General features: G+C 55.5%; 15 protein-coding genes, 1 tRNA gene and 1 pseudogene. 7 read left to right on the top strand and 10 right to left on the bottom strand.

Features of this window, described 5'->3' with window-relative positions:
• Positions 1-103 precede the first annotated feature (103 nt).
• The 3 genes from FNL56_RS21640 to FNL56_RS21650 form a co-directional block, all read right to left on the bottom strand.
• Complete coding sequence (locus FNL56_RS21640; RefSeq protein ID WP_143582373.1) at positions 104-1123, bottom strand: L,D-transpeptidase family protein; 1020 nt, start codon at positions 1121-1123, stop codon at positions 104-106.
• A gap of 48 nt (positions 1124-1171) precedes the next feature.
• A complete protein-coding gene (locus FNL56_RS21645) occupies positions 1172-1657 on the bottom strand; it encodes a phasin family protein (protein ID WP_143582374.1) in 486 nt (161 codons plus the stop codon).
• A gap of 190 nt (positions 1658-1847) precedes the next feature.
• Positions 1848-2198: a phasin gene (locus FNL56_RS21650; RefSeq protein WP_143582570.1), complete on the bottom strand. Its 351-nt coding sequence runs from the start codon at positions 2196-2198 to the stop codon at positions 1848-1850.
• A gap of 468 nt (positions 2199-2666) precedes the next feature.
• Here FNL56_RS21650 and FNL56_RS21660 point away from each other — a divergent pair, with 468 nt between their 5' ends.
• Together FNL56_RS21660 and FNL56_RS21665 are read left to right on the top strand one after the other, a co-directional pair.
• Entirely contained in the window at positions 2667-2861 is a 195-nt protein-coding gene (locus FNL56_RS21660; RefSeq protein ID WP_143582375.1) for a hypothetical protein, read from the top strand.
• Positions 2862-3242: 381 nt separating this feature from the next.
• A complete protein-coding gene (locus tag FNL56_RS21665; RefSeq protein ID WP_143582376.1) occupies positions 3243-3767 on the top strand; it encodes a PRC-barrel domain-containing protein in 525 nt (174 codons plus the stop codon).
• A gap of 820 nt (positions 3768-4587) precedes the next feature.
• On the opposite strand, the gene FNL56_RS21670 is transcribed toward FNL56_RS21665, so the two are convergent.
• On the bottom strand, positions 4588-5889 hold the full coding sequence (locus FNL56_RS21670) for a tyrosine-type recombinase/integrase (RefSeq protein WP_143582377.1): 1302 nt from the start codon (positions 5887-5889) through the stop codon (positions 4588-4590).
• A 101-nt stretch (positions 5890-5990) separates the two neighbouring features.
• On the opposite strand from FNL56_RS21670, the gene FNL56_RS27855 reads away from it, so the two are divergent.
• Positions 5991-6077: transfer RNA gene (locus FNL56_RS27855), tRNA-OTHER, on the top strand.
• Positions 6078-6578: 501 nt separating this feature from the next.
• On the opposite strand, the pseudogene FNL56_RS21675 reads toward FNL56_RS27855, so the two are convergent.
• From FNL56_RS21675 to FNL56_RS28060, 6 genes and pseudogenes are all read right to left on the bottom strand, one after another.
• Positions 6579-6885: pseudogene (locus FNL56_RS21675) on the bottom strand (transposase); the annotation flags it as partial.
• Positions 6886-6971: 86 nt separating this feature from the next.
• The gene (locus tag FNL56_RS21680; protein WP_168202998.1) at positions 6972-8126 is read right to left on the bottom strand and encodes a DUF1214 domain-containing protein; all 1155 of its coding nucleotides are present in this window, start codon (positions 8124-8126) and stop codon (positions 6972-6974) included.
• Positions 8127-8508: 382 nt separating this feature from the next.
• Positions 8509-9648: an HlyD family secretion protein gene (locus FNL56_RS21685; RefSeq protein ID WP_143574935.1), complete on the bottom strand. Its 1140-nt coding sequence runs from the start codon at positions 9646-9648 to the stop codon at positions 8509-8511.
• Between the two features lie 184 nt (positions 9649-9832).
• On the bottom strand, positions 9833-10195 hold the full coding sequence (locus FNL56_RS21690; protein WP_143578278.1) for a DUF3302 domain-containing protein: 363 nt from the start codon (positions 10193-10195) through the stop codon (positions 9833-9835).
• A gap of 409 nt (positions 10196-10604) precedes the next feature.
• Positions 10605-11408 carry a helix-turn-helix transcriptional regulator gene (locus FNL56_RS21695; protein WP_143582378.1) on the bottom strand — a complete coding sequence of 268 codons (804 nt, stop codon included), beginning with the start codon at positions 11406-11408 and terminating at the stop codon, positions 10605-10607.
• A gap of 53 nt (positions 11409-11461) precedes the next feature.
• Positions 11462-11656 (bottom strand): hypothetical protein, encoded by a 195-nt coding sequence (locus FNL56_RS28060; RefSeq protein ID WP_210245426.1) that lies wholly within the window; start codon positions 11654-11656, stop codon positions 11462-11464.
• Between the two features lie 42 nt (positions 11657-11698).
• Between FNL56_RS28060 and FNL56_RS21700 the strand changes: the two genes are divergently transcribed.
• The 4 genes from FNL56_RS21700 to FNL56_RS21715 all read left to right on the top strand — a co-directional run bounded on the left by FNL56_RS21700 (position 11699) and on the right by FNL56_RS21715 (position 15856).
• Positions 11699-12082, top strand: coding sequence for a DUF3604 domain-containing protein (locus tag FNL56_RS21700; protein WP_168209968.1), 384 nt, complete (start codon positions 11699-11701; stop codon positions 12080-12082).
• Positions 12083-12175: 93 nt separating this feature from the next.
• Positions 12176-13177: a HupE/UreJ family protein gene (locus FNL56_RS21705; protein WP_246661024.1), complete on the top strand. Its 1002-nt coding sequence runs from the start codon at positions 12176-12178 to the stop codon at positions 13175-13177.
• The gene (locus FNL56_RS21710) at positions 13167-14039 is read left to right on the top strand and encodes a peptidyl-prolyl cis-trans isomerase (RefSeq protein ID WP_143574940.1); all 873 of its coding nucleotides are present in this window, start codon (positions 13167-13169) and stop codon (positions 14037-14039) included. Before FNL56_RS21705 ends, FNL56_RS21710 begins: the two co-directional genes overlap by 11 nt.
• An 11-nt stretch (positions 14040-14050) precedes the next feature.
• Entirely contained in the window at positions 14051-15856 is a 1806-nt protein-coding gene (locus FNL56_RS21715) for a DUF3604 domain-containing protein (RefSeq protein ID WP_143582379.1), read from the top strand.
• Positions 15857-16225: the final 369 nt, after the last annotated feature.

Here is a 16225-nt window from a genome sequence, read left to right on the forward strand (position 1 = left end):
CTTCTGTCCATCAGCTATTATGATGCGACTGTCAAAAGGCAAGGCGACATCATACCAGGTCCAGGGTCCGGTGATGCGCATAGCGATGCCCGTATCGATCAAGCTAGTTCTCGGTTTTGTCTGCACTTTGCAAGAAGACTACCGGCGTCCCTTTACTGGTCATCGCAGCCAGCCGTTCGACATCCCAATTCGTCAGACGGACACAGCCATGAGATTCGGTCTTGCTAACCTTTGATGGCTCCGGCGTCCCATGAATTCCGTAGCCTTCGGCATTTAGACCAATCCATTCGATTCCAACAGGATTATTCGGTCCGGGACCGATAACGAACGGTTTCTTCGATTTAACCCCCTTGAATTTGTAATCAGGATTATATCGGTACGTCGGATTCCGATCTATCGAAACGACCTTCAACGTGCCGGAGGGTGTCGGCTTTTCGTCACTCCCCACCGTTGCCGGATAAAACGCAACCACGGCACCAGCCTTGTCGAAAGCCTTTACTGTCTGAGCGTCCTTATCAACTTCGATACGGGATATCCTTTCTTTTTTTACTTCTTCAGCCGCCCTTAAGACATTGGCCACCGCAATCTTCTGACCGAAAACATCAAACTTCGTGCCTGGATTGAGGACCACTAACAGCCCCTCGCTCATATGAAATCGTTCAGCGATTTTCTCTCGAACGTTTCGATAACTTAGGGCTTTCAGACTCTTCATGTCGTCTAACTTTGCGGGGATTTTTTCGAGGAAGGGGCCTTGGACATCTTTGTCCGTCAAGACGTACTCCGTCAAAACAGGCTCCGCATCGGAAACGAGCTTTGCCCAAAGATCAGCAGTTAGCTCCTTTCCAACCGGAAGATTCCGTGAAGCGGAGTATGCCGTTAGCGCCTTTTCCAAATTTTCTCCAAGCTTGCCATCAATCTCACCGGGAGAAAATTTAGCCCTATCGAGAAAGACTTGAACCTTTACTGCGATGGGGTTGACCGTGTCAGTCGGAGCAAGCTTCTTGGTGAACTGAGCATTTTCAATGGTATTGGCATTGATGCGTTCTGAGGCAAATGAAGACGCAATCGGGCCGATGATTAGCAGGATGACAAGCCCGGCATTTCGAAAGATACAATTATTCATTGCATCCCCGCAGAGCGGGTGTGGTCACCTGAGAGGTCTCATAGATCATCAATGCTTCGGACCTGCCAACATTTCAAACATGTCATTCGATTGCTGTCCAAGAAGCCGGCCTTGCTTTTTGTAAAATTCGCTCGCTGCTGCGATGATATCTTGAGGTGTTTTGGCCGTTGAACAATGTTTGACGAAATTTGATGCGCAGATGGCATTCGCTTGGGCGATTCCCAAAACCTTTGCAGAAAAATCCCACAGTGTCGGATTGGCCGACGGTCTCCCATAAGACGCTGGCTCTGGTGCATCCGCACAAGCGGCACCTGGCACGGACGGTGCGATAAACTCTTGTGCAATCTTTTCTTGAGTCGCCGCTACGGCCTCAAGGGGATCAGGATCGGAAACAGTGCCCGTCGTCGAAACAGGAGTAACAAAAATGGTTTCGGTGGGCGTCTGCTTCTTCGGAGCAGCTTCAGCCATGCTGCCCTTAGCCCTAGCCAGCATTGTCGAATTCTTCAAGCCCGACGATTTAGATCGCTTGCTCATGTAAATTCTCGCTGTGAGTAGATGACTGAAGTACGGAAGAATCTTCCGTTGCGCAATTGATTGCAGGCCATAGAGTTCAAATATCGTAGCCCCGAACATACTCTCTGTGCAGTAGGCGAGCATCATTTGCGCAGGGCCGTATGTCAGGTAAGCCCTAGCGTGGGCTTACCCTCACTCATTCTGGGCAATACTAACCGGTTTTTTCGTTGGACGCGGCCTTCTTCGTCGAGGCCATGACGTCTCCACCCAACTGTTTCATTTGCTCCTGAGCAGTCGTGAACTGGGTTTTCAAGAAGTCACTCTGAATCTGCATGAAATGTTGAAGATCGGTGGCATGAAGTAGGTTGCGGGCATGGTCGAACGCCGCCTTCATATTCTGCTGCGTCAACGACAGCGTCTTCTTTGAGATATCTGTTGCCGGGTGAGGGACCATATCGACCGACTTGTGCGCCGCTTCGATAAACGTAGTGAAAGCCTTTTCGGCCTGCTCGACGGTTTTTTCCGCCAACTCTTTTATCTGTGCAGGGACCTGCATTTTCATGTTTTCGTTCAAGGTAGCTCCTTTTTTCGAGAGTAAACCTCTTAATCCAGAATTCAAGTACACAGCGGTATTATCGGAGCTGCACGCTGTCTGATGATTGCGAGGCGTAGAGCGCCGCTACTTAACTCGGCTGCCTTTGAAGGCCCCCTTGTTTGTTGTGTTTTGCCTAATATTCGCTGTGTCGCCTTGCTCCGCAGTGTTGTCGGTATGAGTTTTCTTATGCGACGTGTCCTGGATGTCTTTCGCTTCGTTCGATACGCCCTTGTTGGTACGGTTAGCGGGCGGTACTGGCGGCATGTGATTGCTCATAGCGCATTTCCCCCATTTGAATTTGGAGGCCAAATCATAGGCTAAAGTAAGCTTGCCCAGTGGGATATATTTTCCCTAATCAGGTAGGCCGTAAGGAACAAACTCTGACCGTTGATCTTGATGCAGGCTGGGGAGCGAAACTTAAAAGGATGGGATGAGATGGCCAAGGAACAACACACGAAGGCAGCCGAGCATCACGAAACTGCCGCTAAATCGCATCGTTCGGCCGCCGAACATCACGGCAAGGGCGATCATGCGAAGGGCAAAGAACATGCAAAGGCTGCGATGCAGCATTCGCAGTCGGCCCACCAACATTCTGACGAAGCTCACAAGAAGAGCGACCAACAGAAGTAATGAAAAGAGGCCCGGTGTAAAAGCCGGGCCGTTTTTCAAAGCCATGTGGCAGAAACTGTATCGGTTTTCTGTGTCGGCCGGTCGAACCCGACCATTGATAGACTACGCTGCTCCAATCGGCGCTGATACATAATTAATGTATTCCAATCAGTGCTTGTTGTTAAACTCTGGGAGACCGTTGCTCAGGGTGGGAGTTGGACCTTCTGTTCCAGCTTCTCGGCAAGTAAACGCTTTGCTTAACCAAGGTGGCGGTGTCAATTTCGGCGGACTTTTCACACAGTTCTTGGCATACAGTGAAGATTAGAGGTCGTTTAGTCGGAGGCCGTCGGAACTTATGGGCTTTTGGAACCGTTATGACCCTCGGTACAACAGGAGGAAAAAATGGTTTCGAATAAACTATTACCCATCGTATTCATTGGTCTTGCGGTTTTGGGTGCCCCGTCTTGGGCACAGACAATAACGAAAGATCGATCTGACACTACTGTCAGTTCTCACAAGGAAGGTCAGTGGCGATCTTCCAAGGTGATTGGCTTGAACGTCTACAACGACGCCAAAGAGAAAGTTGGCGAGGTCGAGGAGATCATCATCGATAAATCCGGCCGAGTGTCAGACGTTATCCTTGGCGTTGGTGGCTTTCTCGGAATGGGCGAACACTACGTAGCTGTTTCCATGGACAAGCTCACATGGATCAATGAGCCTGTTCGTTCGACCTCCACAACCACAATCTCAACATCACCCGTAAACACGCCTACGGTTGGTACAACCGACAAAGGCGCTGTGACAGGTGAGGTCAACCGGTCAAACCGTCCGATGCGGGCCGGAAATGAAATCTGGTACCCGGATCACGCTGTCTATAATGTTAGCAAAGATGAACTGAAAAAGATGCCGCAGTTTAAATATAACTAAAACTGTGTTCCAAAAGACGCCCTGCTTCGTGCGGGGCGTTTTTTTTGGCTTTCTGAGTTTTTTACGAATGAAACAACGAGAAAAATTTGTCTCCAAATAATGACCACTTCAGTCCCAGGTCTACCGGAGTTGGATCGCTAGGCAGAGGTAGATTAGCAGGTTGGTTTGCGTCACTCGGGCCGTACCAATCGCTGATCGTGTTAGCGATACCGTTGATGATCGTTGAGCCTCTGAAGCTCTGGGCATTGTTGGTGGCCGGAGACGGTCACTGGCTCATCGGGGTCAGCTTGATGCTAAGCATGTACGGCGCTAGCCTTTTGACAGTAGATCGCCTCTTCAAAATATTGAAGCCAAAATTGCTGACCCTGAGATGGTTCGCATCCCTCTGGCGCCTTTGGATAAATTTTCGCCGACGGATTGGTACAGCGACCGGCATGTCTTCGCTGACACGTCTCCGAAACCGAAATTAAAAGATGTTGTCGAGATACCAGAAATATAACGACCTGACAGCCAATCCTGTTGCTAGATGCCTAGTCGCTGAATTCATGGCGAGCTATCATCGTTAAGGGAGCACAGCCTCGTTGTACCGCAACAGTGTTTCCTCTTCGACGAGCATCACCGTTCAGAAATTTGCTTCTAAAAGTTTTGTTATTCGGTTCTACCTCATTGATCCGATTAAGCCGAAATCTGGGGGTTTTGCGGCCACCGTGTTGTTTAAGTTGGCTTATAGGCAGCTTCCCAAGCTGTCGTTCAAGACACATGTTGTTGGTCTTAAACGCTACGCACTATGACTTTTCTAAAATAATCGATATCGCTGGGATCACCCACTTTGATCTGGATAGATAAGCTGCACAGCGATGTCCGCTGCCATCTGGTCGATATGGTCGGTGATGAAAGCTGTGTAGTTTTTTTCTATCATCGCCACCGAGTTGTCGTGAAGAGCAGCCACGGTCCGGATTGGCATATTCGCAGTAATCATACGATGAATGCTGGTGTGGCGCAGCGCATACGGGATCGTGCCATCAGGGAGTCCGGCATCAGCAACTATTGCTTTCCATTCTCCATCCATTTCGCTTGGATTTTTCCAAGCCCCTCTTGCACTATTCACCCATTTTCCGAAACCAGTCTGCTTTCGAATCCAGTGTTCGAGCAGAGGCTCATCCGGCGACCGACCTTTCGTTACGGGAAACAAGCATTCGATAACATCTTGAGTTATCGAAATTGGGTATATCTGAACGGCTTTGTTAGCTCCTTTCCTACTCTTAGGCATCATCAACCGTTTCCTTTCGGGTTGGACGCTGGATACTACCATTCGACGAATTTGCGAAAACCGTGCTCCCGTCGCAGCCATGACGACGACCATGCGGTGCAGGTCACCGTGCAGGCTCTGCGCTTTGTCGATCTTTGCGGCTGAAACAATAATTTTTAGTAATTGATCGGGCGTCAAGATTTGCTGTCGGCCTTGGCTGATATTCGGTTCATCAATTTTTAGGCCATCCCGCACGACCCTTTCAAAATCTGCCGCAACTTGCTTTCGATGGTTCCTTACAGCGAAGTTTAACGCTGCCTTCAGGTCGTTGATAAGCCGTTTGATCGACTGCGGTGCCAATCCCGATAGCTGCTGTCTCCACTTTACGAAGTGTTCGACTTCGAGGTCAAGTAGCAGCCTACGGGCCAAGTCCGAAGAAAGCACATGCTTCCGTAGTCGAGACCGAGCATCTCGTTTCGTCCCTGTCGAGCCGCCATGTATGGCGTTTTCTCGTATCTCTCGCATTTGCAGATATTCATTGATTGCCACTTCAACGGTTAGGAGCGGTCCAGCGACTGCTGCGAGCCTTTCTTTGATTTGCCGCCCGACATAATCCTTGGCTGCTCGGGAGGCTTGCTCAAAGCTTAAAAACTCAGTGCCATCTGCCGGTAAGAGATCATCGGCCTTGGCTAACGTGGTCTGCTTATATCTTTCCGCCCCCAGGTAGTACCTCACTATCCAAAACCCTCCTCTTTTACCTTTCCGGTACCCGAGGTGGATGGATGGATCGAGGCTTCGCCAATGTTGTCCTAAGTCCAGCTTAAGGCGAGCATTCTTGGTGGTCAGCCTTGATTCTTTGAGAGTTCTGGACATTGGCCACTCACTTGGTCATCAAATAAAGATCAAATATACGCTGGCGAACGAGTCTGGACAACCATGAACATAATCAGAGTATTTGCTTTCAAAACAAATACTTAGGTGGACATCACCGGACAACCTAAACACGTAAAAGTCTCCCTCTCACGGCGAAAACAGCGGTTCGATTCCGCTAGGGAGCACCACTTGTGTTCAAAACTGCGAACACCTGCCCCGGTGACACTTTTCCCAGCGATAAAATTTTCCAGCGTCGCGCTGTCACCCGACAACCCGAATATTGTGGTCGTCCACGACGATACGGTAGATGACCGCGCGAAGGTAAAATTTGCGGAACGGAATCTCGCCGTTAGCAATTCGGTCGCGCACGGTTCGGCAACAGCGCTGCGGTCGTCTTCGGCGCCGAACTCGGCGGCATCTGCAACAACGTGCAGATCTGGAGTTTCCGGGGGCGGGGCTCGGTGCCGTTCTGAGGGGCGGGTGTGTTTCAGTCGTGCCAAACGCCGCTGGTAGGTTAAAGCAGTGCCTGAAGGCGCGTTCACAGCCTCCCTTTCGATACAATCTGAGATACTATTATAAGCTGAGCGGTCGTTGGAACTTGGACATCTAGGCGTACCATACGTCTCAACAGGCGGAAGCCCAGTATAAGATCAATTCTTAGACTGGAGGCAAAACGCGATAGCGAAGCTCTAGGGCGTGGACTGATGAGCGCGCAGCCAAATCCGAATCGCTGCGAGCTTGATGAAGGCAAGGTAATTCGCGGCGAGTTTGTGATATCGGGTCGCGACGCGCCGGCATTTCTTGATCCTATTGAAGAAACGCTCCACCAAATTGCGTGCCCGATACAGATATGGGCTAAAACAGATTGGGTCTCTGCGATTTCGCTTCGGAGGAATGTTAGCCCACGCACCTCGGACCGGCGAATGCCCTAATCCAGTCTGCGTCGTACCCTCGATCAGCCAGCAACATCGTGCCTGATTTTAGATCAGACTGCAGCTCGGTGACGAGCAAGAGGTTCCTTCGTTTCATGTCAGCTCCTTCTGGTTGGCGGGAAAGCGAGTTCTTACGGCGCAACCGCGCAATCATGGCGCTGACACCGCCACCAAGGCGGGGAAGCGCCAGGTGCCGTCGAGGATCTCGGCGCGCGGACGGTACAGGCGCACGGTGTAATTCCAGCCAGGCACAATCGGCAGGTAGTTGGGCTGGCGGGGATCGCCGCCGAAGCGGAGCGTCACCTTGCCGTCCGGGCCCGGCTTCACGGTCACGTTGTTCAGCGAGTAAGCCTTCTGCGGGTTCTTCTGATAGAAGCCCCCGGCGTTGTAGACGCTGACCGACCAGAAACCGTCCACCGGCACGTCGCCGAGCGTCAACGTGTAGGCGGTCTTGCCGTCGTTGGCCGGCGGAACGACGTTCAGGTACAGCGCGTCCTGCTCGCGGTTGCCGCCCCAGCCGCCGGCGGTGCCCACCAGGTGCGCGACCTTGTCTACAGCGTCGACGTCGCCGAACATGCCGCGGCTGCTCGCCACGAAGGGCGCCATCTGCCGCAGGAGCCCGCTGAGCTTGTCGCGTGCGGCCGTATCCCAGTTGGGCACGTCCAGCCTGCCAGGACTGGCCTGGGTGAGAGCGATGCCGTCCTGCGCCGCGTGCAGGCGCTTCCAGTCTTCGGGATCGTCAGGGTTGACGAAGGTCCGGATGCTGATGAACGCGTAGCGCGTTCCCACCATTTCCTTCGTGATGGTCCGCTCGCCCGGACCGTAGATCACGAGCTTGATGAAATGGTCCTCGTTGATGACCATCGCCGACTGGAAGCGCGTGCCGACGTTGGGCAGGACGAGCGTGGCGGGCGTGGTTAGGTCGAGCACCACGCGGCTGTACGGCGTATCGCGGTTCATCCGCACCACCGGCTGATGGTCGATGTCGACGCCCTGCCGATCGTGCGACAGGCGGCCGATGCCGCTGCTATTCACTCGCTCGCTGAAGTAGCGATCGGTCTCGGCTCGAACGTAGTTGTCGAGCGTCACGCGTTCGACCGGCGCGGCCTGCGCGCCGCCGAAGTGGAAGAGTGCAGCGAGCGACGCTGTGACCAGGGCGCGGAGAAGCGGCCTGGCGGTGCCGCTGCGGTGTGTGGAGATCTCCTTGCGCTTGACCGCCGGCGCGGCGGTGCCTCCGCCGCTGGTGGTCGAGCAGCCTGCGACGATCGCCGCGCCGGCGACGAGCAAGAGGTTCCTTCGTTTCATGAAAGCTCTAATGCAAGGCTTCGTTGAAAACGGGCTGGTCGTGGGGCGGGACCTCATATTTGAACCTCGCTTTACTACTGGCGGTGATGCCCGCTTTCCGAATTCGTGCGGGAATTAGCGCATCTCAATTTACGAACAATCCTAGCAGACACACCAGCCGGAATGCGCGCGGCGCAACGCCTAGAACCTGCGGTGCCGATCGTGATGACCGCAATGAGTGAACCCGTAGCGTCTGGCCTCGTGAATATCCTCGCGCATCACGGTAACCTCATCACAGGAACAGCAAGCCTAACTGAAGACGTGACGCCAAAACTACCTTTTTAATCGCAAGTTGCGGCGCCGCCTGAGCCGCAGTTGGTATCGGCATTGTCAAACTGCACAGCTATCCTGTCAGGAATAGGTAGTTGGTCCAGCTCGTCATTCGCATCAAAGCCATGCGAATGACGCCGGCGATCTGCACATTACCAGTGAACACCGCGGCATCGCCCTGCGCGCCAGCTGGCAGCCGCAATCCGCTCGCTTGATCCAGCTTGATGCGAACCGGAAACCGCGATTCATTCACGCGCGTTATCGCAGGGAAAAGACCTGTCGCTTGCAGCTGCCCCTCGGCTGCGACATCGATGGTCGTCTCGACTTTTCCTGTGAACACACGACCAGGATAGAGCGGAAAGACTACCTCGGCGTAATCTCCCGGCATGATCTGCAGATATCCGCTCTGCATGAAGGACGCGACGACAATTCCCTTGTGCCGTTCATCGCGATTACAGATGAAAGGCACGACCGAGGCCGCCGCGCTGACGACGGCACCAGCTTCGAGCTGCATGTTGGTGACGTAACCATCGCATGGCGCACGCACCGTCGCCTCTGCGAGATTATAGCGTGCTTGTTCGAGTTGCTGCCTCACCTGGGCTACGCTAGTGTTCTCACCGCCGACGTTCGAATCGTAGGCCAGCTTCGCACGCTGCTCGGCGGCCTGCACCTCGGCGACTCCTTGTTTTGCTGTTTCAAGGTTCCGCTCGGCCCTGTCGAGGGTCGCCTGCGCCACGACCTTCTTTTCAAAAAGGTCCGACTGCCGGTCGTACTCCGCACGCGCGAGGGCGAACTGAACGCCCGCCTTTTCAGCTGTAGCCGAGGCCTGGTCCAGCGCAGTCTTGAGCTGTGGAACAGTCTGCTCGGCTGCGGCCAGCGCGGCTTCGAGCCGGCTGACATCGAATTGGAATGGCCGCGGATCGATCGTAAAGATCACCTCGCCCTTTTTCATCGCCGTGTTGGGTTGAGCGACAACCTCCTGCACGCGTCCCGGTGTGCTGATATGCGGGACAATTGGCACGATGTGCTGGAAAACACGCGCATCGGCGGACGAGGGATGATAATTGTTCATCGACAGGAGAATGTAACCGGCGAAGAGCGGGCCGACTGCAGCGAGCGCTATCGTGACCGGCAAACTCATCCGCATCAGACGCAGCTTGTCGAACACGAGCCAGACAAGCGCAATGTAGGTGAGGAAGAGCGCCCCCATCATGCTGTATTCTCCCGTGCTTCAGTGCTGACAAGCCGTCGGTGAAGCGCTTCGATTCTTTGCTCGAGATCCATCAGTGCCGATTCCACGGCGTCCTCGCCAACGACTGGTGACTCCTTCATTTCGCCGGCGTGCTTCTTATGGAGATAGATGACATAGACCGATGAAATGAGTGCTCAAAGCATGGCTAGCCTCCTGTCACCTTCGTCGACTGGCCGGGGGCCAGGGCCTCGATCTGCGCAAGCAGTTTTGAGGCGCGTTGCATGCGTGCGAGTAGCTCGCTCGTTCGATCTGCATTGATTTCGCCCAGCCGGGCCGGCGAGAGATGCGCCCAGACCATAGCGACAGGCCAAAGCACCAGCGTGACGACGCCCATCCACCCGCAGATGCCGATCGCCGCAGCCTGCGGATGTCCGCACTCGCGCGCAATAGCGCCCGGCAGGCTACCGAGCTTGTAGAGTACATAGCCAATCAGCAAAGGCATAATGCACAGGATGACTAGCGTCATCCAGTGCAGGAACGGGTCGAACGATTGCAGTGTAAAACGCATCGCAGGCCTCTTACCTTCATCACTATCAAACCCGACCAAAAGTTGTTTGACGACGCGTTTTGAGGTATCCGCCGAATAAGGACCGGCGCGGAGGCCTCTTTGTCGTCACCGCAATATCTGCGGCTATCGTCAGTGCTGATCCGGCGCGACCGCTCCGCGCCGGAGGAAGCGCTGGAATCCCGGAACTCTGCCCACGAAAGTATCAAGCGCAGCCTAAGGCAGTGTGTCGACCCTAAGGAAAGGTCAGGCTTTGGCTCTGCCCGGCTACATTGAACATCGCGTTTCTCCAATTGTCGGCGCTTCGATCACGTACTGGTGGAGCACCCGTTCCGGAAAAGAGTTTCATGCCCGACAAAGCGTGATCAATAGCCCGAAACGACTGTTTTCCAAATGCTTGCTGCCCGCAATTTTACGGTCTTGCGAGCCGTGATGAAAGAAGCGCCGCTTGAGTGCGGCTCTTGAGCTTTAAGCGATCGAGGATTGCGGACACGTGCAGCTTGATGGTGTTTGGCGAAAGGAAGAGCATCATCGCGATCTCCTTGTTTGATTTGCCCTCGCCCAGCAGCCGCAGGACTTCCATCTGCCGTTTGCTCAACTGAGCACGAACGACCTGATCGGCATCCCACTGCGTTTCGCTCTTCTCGCCTATACCGAGCACGGTGGGCATCGCTTTTAGCTGGGAAGGGAGCGTTTCCAGGACGGAGCGATCGAGGACGTCGCCAATCGCAGCTAAACCGAACCGGGCGTGCGCTTGTCCTTTCTCCCGCTTCTGGTGCTCGCGTCGCTTGCCTATCGTTGCCGAGAATATCGCCGAGAGGTTTACATGGAGAAGGGCTACGGCGGCAGGTCCGTGTGGCGAGAGCGGAATCCCCATGAGGCAGAACCATCGTGCCTCGGTCGGCGAGTGACAGGGATAAAGATACGTCAAGTATTCACGCTGACCCGCGAGCAGTGCCCTCAACTCGCTTTCCAAGAAACATGAGTCCCGTTCATCCGATTGGCAATATTGCAGGTAGTTCGAACCAATCGCTGAATCGGGAAGGCGCAATCCGTTTTGTCGGCCAGACTTTTTCCAGGCATCATTGACTACTACAATTTTTCCAACGGCATCGAGGATCGCTATACTGACGGGGAGCGAGTTCAGTTTCCCGAACGTCGCGCCGTTATCGGTCCAATTGGTAGCGGCCGTGAGCTTGGCGGACATCGTGCGCATGGCGTCTATCCGATGTTCAAAACAATGTTGCCGGCAGATATAGCCGCTTCGGGCTATTGTTTTTCATTTGGCAGTTCGATCTGCTGACGCAGATCAAAAATAGACGACGGACAGTCGGACGAAACTCGAAGATTGGTTGAAGCCGCGCTTCTTCCGAACCGAATACCGTCGTGCAACATGGTCAAGAGCGCATTGCCGTAGGAGCCTTCGTCATTGCGCAGGAGGTAATGGCCGAATTTTCGCAGCATTGCGGAGGATCAGTGGCTAGATTCCCATTGGTAGCAGGCGGCGTGAGACAGAACTATCAACCGGGCTCGTTGGGCGCGGACAGTAGCAGAGACGTTACGTTCAGACACAGTATCTTCTCGCCAACCGCACTGGCCTGTAAATTGGCGCTTAGCGCGACGATCTGCCGCACGGCGGTCGCGCAGGTCTCGGCTTCTGCACCTCAACGAAATGTCTATTTCGGAGACCTCCACCTTCACAGCTCGTTCTCGGCAGATGCATTCGTGCTCGGCACCCGCACAACTCCGGACTACGCGTTCAATTTCGCGAAGGGCCAGCCGGTGAGTTTTTTCGGCAGGACAGTGAAACGAAGGACCCCGCTCGATTTTCTTGCCTTGACTGACCACGACGAGATTGCGGTCGGTTTGCGCATCCTATGTGTTCAGTGACGTAATCCTGCGCATGGAGGAAATCTTGGAGATCAATTCAGCCGACAAGCTGCCGATACCCAAGATCGACAATGTGGAGCGCAAATTGTGGCGATGGAAGAATTTTACAGAGCTCTTCTCGTCATCACCGCAGTGGCGGTTCTGGCTGTTGCGCCGCGCGGCGCCGCCGCTCACGAGGTCCGGCCCGCTTATCTGGAAATCGTCTTGACCGGACGCGAGGCGGTTATTCTCTGGAAGCAACCGGTCGCAGGCGAGTTCGCCTTGCCGCTCTCGCCCGTTCTCTCGAATGGATGGATTGCAGGTCCGCCTTCCCGCGCTCTCGCTTCCGACGCCGACTTCCTGAAAGAATGGCGCGTACCTACGAGCAACGCAGATATCGCGGGTGTGACAATTTCAATCGACGGGCTGGATCGCAGCATTACCGACGTACTCGTCAAAATTACGCACACAAGCGGCCAGAGCATCACGCGTGTGCTGCGGCCGGGGGCCTCGTCGTTCCTGGTCGAGAGCGACGGATCGTCGCCCGAGGGGCTTCTGGAAACCATTAGAATCGGGGTCGAGCACATCCTGACCGGCTACGACCACTTGTTGTTCATCAGCGCGCTCATGCTGCTTGTCCGGGGTCTGCGTCGCCTCGCCTGGACCATTACGGCCTTCACGCTTGGCCACAGCGTCACACTGGCGGCGGCAGTGCTCGGCTACGTCAACGTCAATCCGGCTATGGTCGAGATTCTGATTGCCTTGAGCGTGCTCATTCTGGCCGTCGAGGTCGTCTATGCGATCACAGGTCGCAACACCTTTGCATCGCGGCAGCCCTGGCTTGTGGCGGGAGGTTTCGGCCTTTTGCATGGTCTCGGCTTTGCAGGATCCCTTACGCGCGCCGGACTCCCGAATGAGGATGTCGCTTCCGTTCTGTTCGGGTTCAACATCGGTGTCGAGATCGGCCAACTGACGTTTGTTGTGATTGCACTTACGGTCGTCTGGGCGGCGCGCCGCCTTTTTGCGTTTCCCTTGCGAGCAGCACTGATACCCGCCTACGCGATCGGGGCGATGGCAGCATACTGGCTGATCGAGCGAGTAGCCGATGCCAGCTGATCAACCCGGTACACTCGCTAGACTATGCCGCGAGCCGCTGCTTCATTTCATTTTAATAGGCGCCTTTTTGGCGGGCGCCGTCCAACTGCTCCAAAAGCCTGCGAAATCTGATCAGGAAATCCTTGTCACGCCCGCCCTCGTCGAACGGCTCGCGAATTTGTATCGGCTGCAGACGGGTTCGCAGCCCGATAGCCGCCGGCGTGAATGGCTCGTACAAAACTATATTAGAGAAGAGATGCTTTTCCGCGAAGCCAAATCTCTGCGACTAGATGAAGGTGACGAGCTGGTGCGGCGCCGCCTCGTTCAGAAACTCGAATTTCTGAAAGCTGACGCCGCAATTCCTGCGGAGCCCGACGAAGCGACGCTGCGCGCATATCACACGGCTCGTCCGGAACTCTTTCTGGCGCCTGCGAAGGTGAGTTTCAGCCACGTGTTCTTTAGTCCGGACAAGCGAACCGCCGAAGGCGCGCGCAAGGCGGCTGCGCAAGAGCTGGAAAATTTGACAGAGTCCAGCGATCTCGCCAGCATCGGCGACCGGTTTCCGCTCAAGTCAGCCTATGACGCCATGACTCCGGCAGCACTCGTACAAGTCTTTGGCCCGAAGTCGATTGCGGAGGCGCCGTTCAACGCTGAGGTGAGCCGTTGGACTGGGCCCGTGGAATCCGGTTTCGGCTGGCATTTGATCCGCGTTACCGCACGGGCACCCTCGCGATTGCTGCCATTCGAGGATGCTCTGGACATGGTACGCAATGCGTGGACGTCAAATCAGCTCGACTTAGCCGTCCAGAAGCGCCTGGAAGAACTCTCGCGACGCTATACGATCGTTCGGAAAGATATCTCCGAGGAAAAAGCCAAGCCCTGATTGGAGACGACATGAACAGTAGATGGTCCAAACCTGCATTGTGTTCAGTTGCGCTGCTCGTCTTTGTTGGCCCTGCTCTCGCGCAAGCGCCCGAACGCATCGCGTTTTTCGGCGACATCCACCTGCACACCAGTTATTCGACCGATGCGTTTCTGCTGATGACGCGCACAACTCCGGACGATTCCTATCGGTTCGCGCAGGGGCAGGAGGTCGAGTACCTCGGTCACCGCGTAAAACGTAAGGCGCCGCTCGACTTTCTCGCCGTGACGGATCACGCGGAATACCTCGGCGTTGTCCGAATGGCCCTAAAGCCCGACGGACCGCTCAAAGGGACGCGTTGGGGCGACTGGTTGGCCGGCGACACTGTCGAAGGTTCTGCCGCCGCTTACAAAGAGCTGCTGAAAGCATCAGGCGAAAGCGCGAAGATCGATGAATTCGAAAACCCCGCCCTGCAAAAAAGCGCGTGGGACGAATACGTCGCCTATGCTGACAAGTACTATGCGCCGGGACGGTTCACGACTTTCGTTGCCTTTGAATGGACGTCGGCACCGGGTAACCAGAACCTGCACCGCAACGTGATCTTCCGCGGCAAAGGGCCAGACGTCCCGTTCTCGTCCAAGGAGTCGAACGATCCCGAGCAGCTTTGGGCCTACATGGAGCGACAGCGGAAGGCAGGGCTGACGTTGCTAGCGATCCCGCACAACGGCAACGCCAGCAACGGCCTGATGTTCAGCACGGAGAAGACGCTATCAGGCGCCCCGATCACGCGCGACTATCTGGAGCGACGACGCGCAAACGAACCGCTCACCGAAGTGGCGCAGGTCAAGGGACAAAGCGAGACACACCCCCTGTTGTCACCCAATGACGAGTTCGCCTCGTTTGAACTATACGAGTACCTCATTGGTGTGCCGCGCAAAGCGAACTTCGCCACTGGAAGTTATATCCGGCAGGCCTACGGCGCCGGTCAGGCGCTGCAGGAAAAGTTCGGAATCAATCCGTTCAAGCTCGGACTCGTCGGCGGCACGGATTTTCATTCTGGTGTCTCCGCGACCGAGGAGTCCGCCTATCCCGGTTCCCACGGCAACCAGGATCCCAAGACTCTTGCGACGATCACAGCGACAACGTCGATCGGCGGCGAACCGCCGGTTGGCGCCAGCGCGGCGGCCCTCACCGGCGTCTGGGCAGAAGCCAACACGCGGGAGGCGATTTTCGATGCTCTCCAGCGCAAAGAGACTTTCGGAACTTCGGGAGGGCGCATCCAGGTTCGGTTCTTTGGCGGCTGGAATTTCGGTTCCGATACGCTGTCGCGTCCCGATTGGGTGCGCAGGGCTTACACAGAGGGCGTGCCTATGGGCGACGACCTCAAGGCCGGCCCCGCCGGCCTTGCTCCGACGTTCATCGTACAGGCGCTGAAAGATCCAGATTCCGGCAATCTCGATCGGGTGCAAATCATCAAGGTCGAGACCCGGGGCGGGGTGTCGAAAGAGCAGGTCTTCGACGTCGCCTGGAGCGGGGACCGCAAGCCGGACCTGACCGGAAAACTGCCGAGCGTCGGTAATACGGTCGATCTCGCCAAGGCCAGTTACGAAAACAGCATCGGCGCGGTCGAATTGATGGGCACATGGCAGGATCCGACGTTCGATCCCAGCGCCAGCGCGACCTATTACGCCCGGGCGATCGAAATTCCGACGCCGCGTTGGTCCACCCGCTGGGCCGTTGAACTCGGAAGCCCCCTCAATCCGGAGGCACCGCCGATGTTGCAGGAACGAGCCTGGACCTCGCCCATCTGGTACACGCCGCCAGGCATCGCCCGGTGAAAGCCTGAATGAAGCCTCCTCGGACGACGTCTGCCCCAGTTCCTTGTTGCAAATGACCGTCCCACTTCAGATGAGCCGATCTGGCCGGATTGTTGCGTGATGCCATCCCCCGGCGGTCAGCACCGCAAAGGTTCATGAGCGCCAATGTTCATTGAGCGCTGAGGCAGTGAGGTTTTTTGGTGAGCGCGGAGAGATTGCCCCCTCGACTCTATGAGTTCATCACGCTGAATCTGGTGCGAGCGAACTTCAATCGCTTAGATTATTATAAGCGATTTCAATTAGATACGTGTTCGCAGGTTTATTCTGAATGGAGCACCACAGGCCTTTTGCCGGTGTGCTGGGCGACCGGGTTTCCCGGTTCTTGTTCGG

Origin of the sequence: Tardiphaga sp. vice304, assembly GCF_007018905.1 — a bacterium.
Classification (GTDB): Bacteria; Pseudomonadota; Alphaproteobacteria; order Rhizobiales; family Xanthobacteraceae; genus Tardiphaga.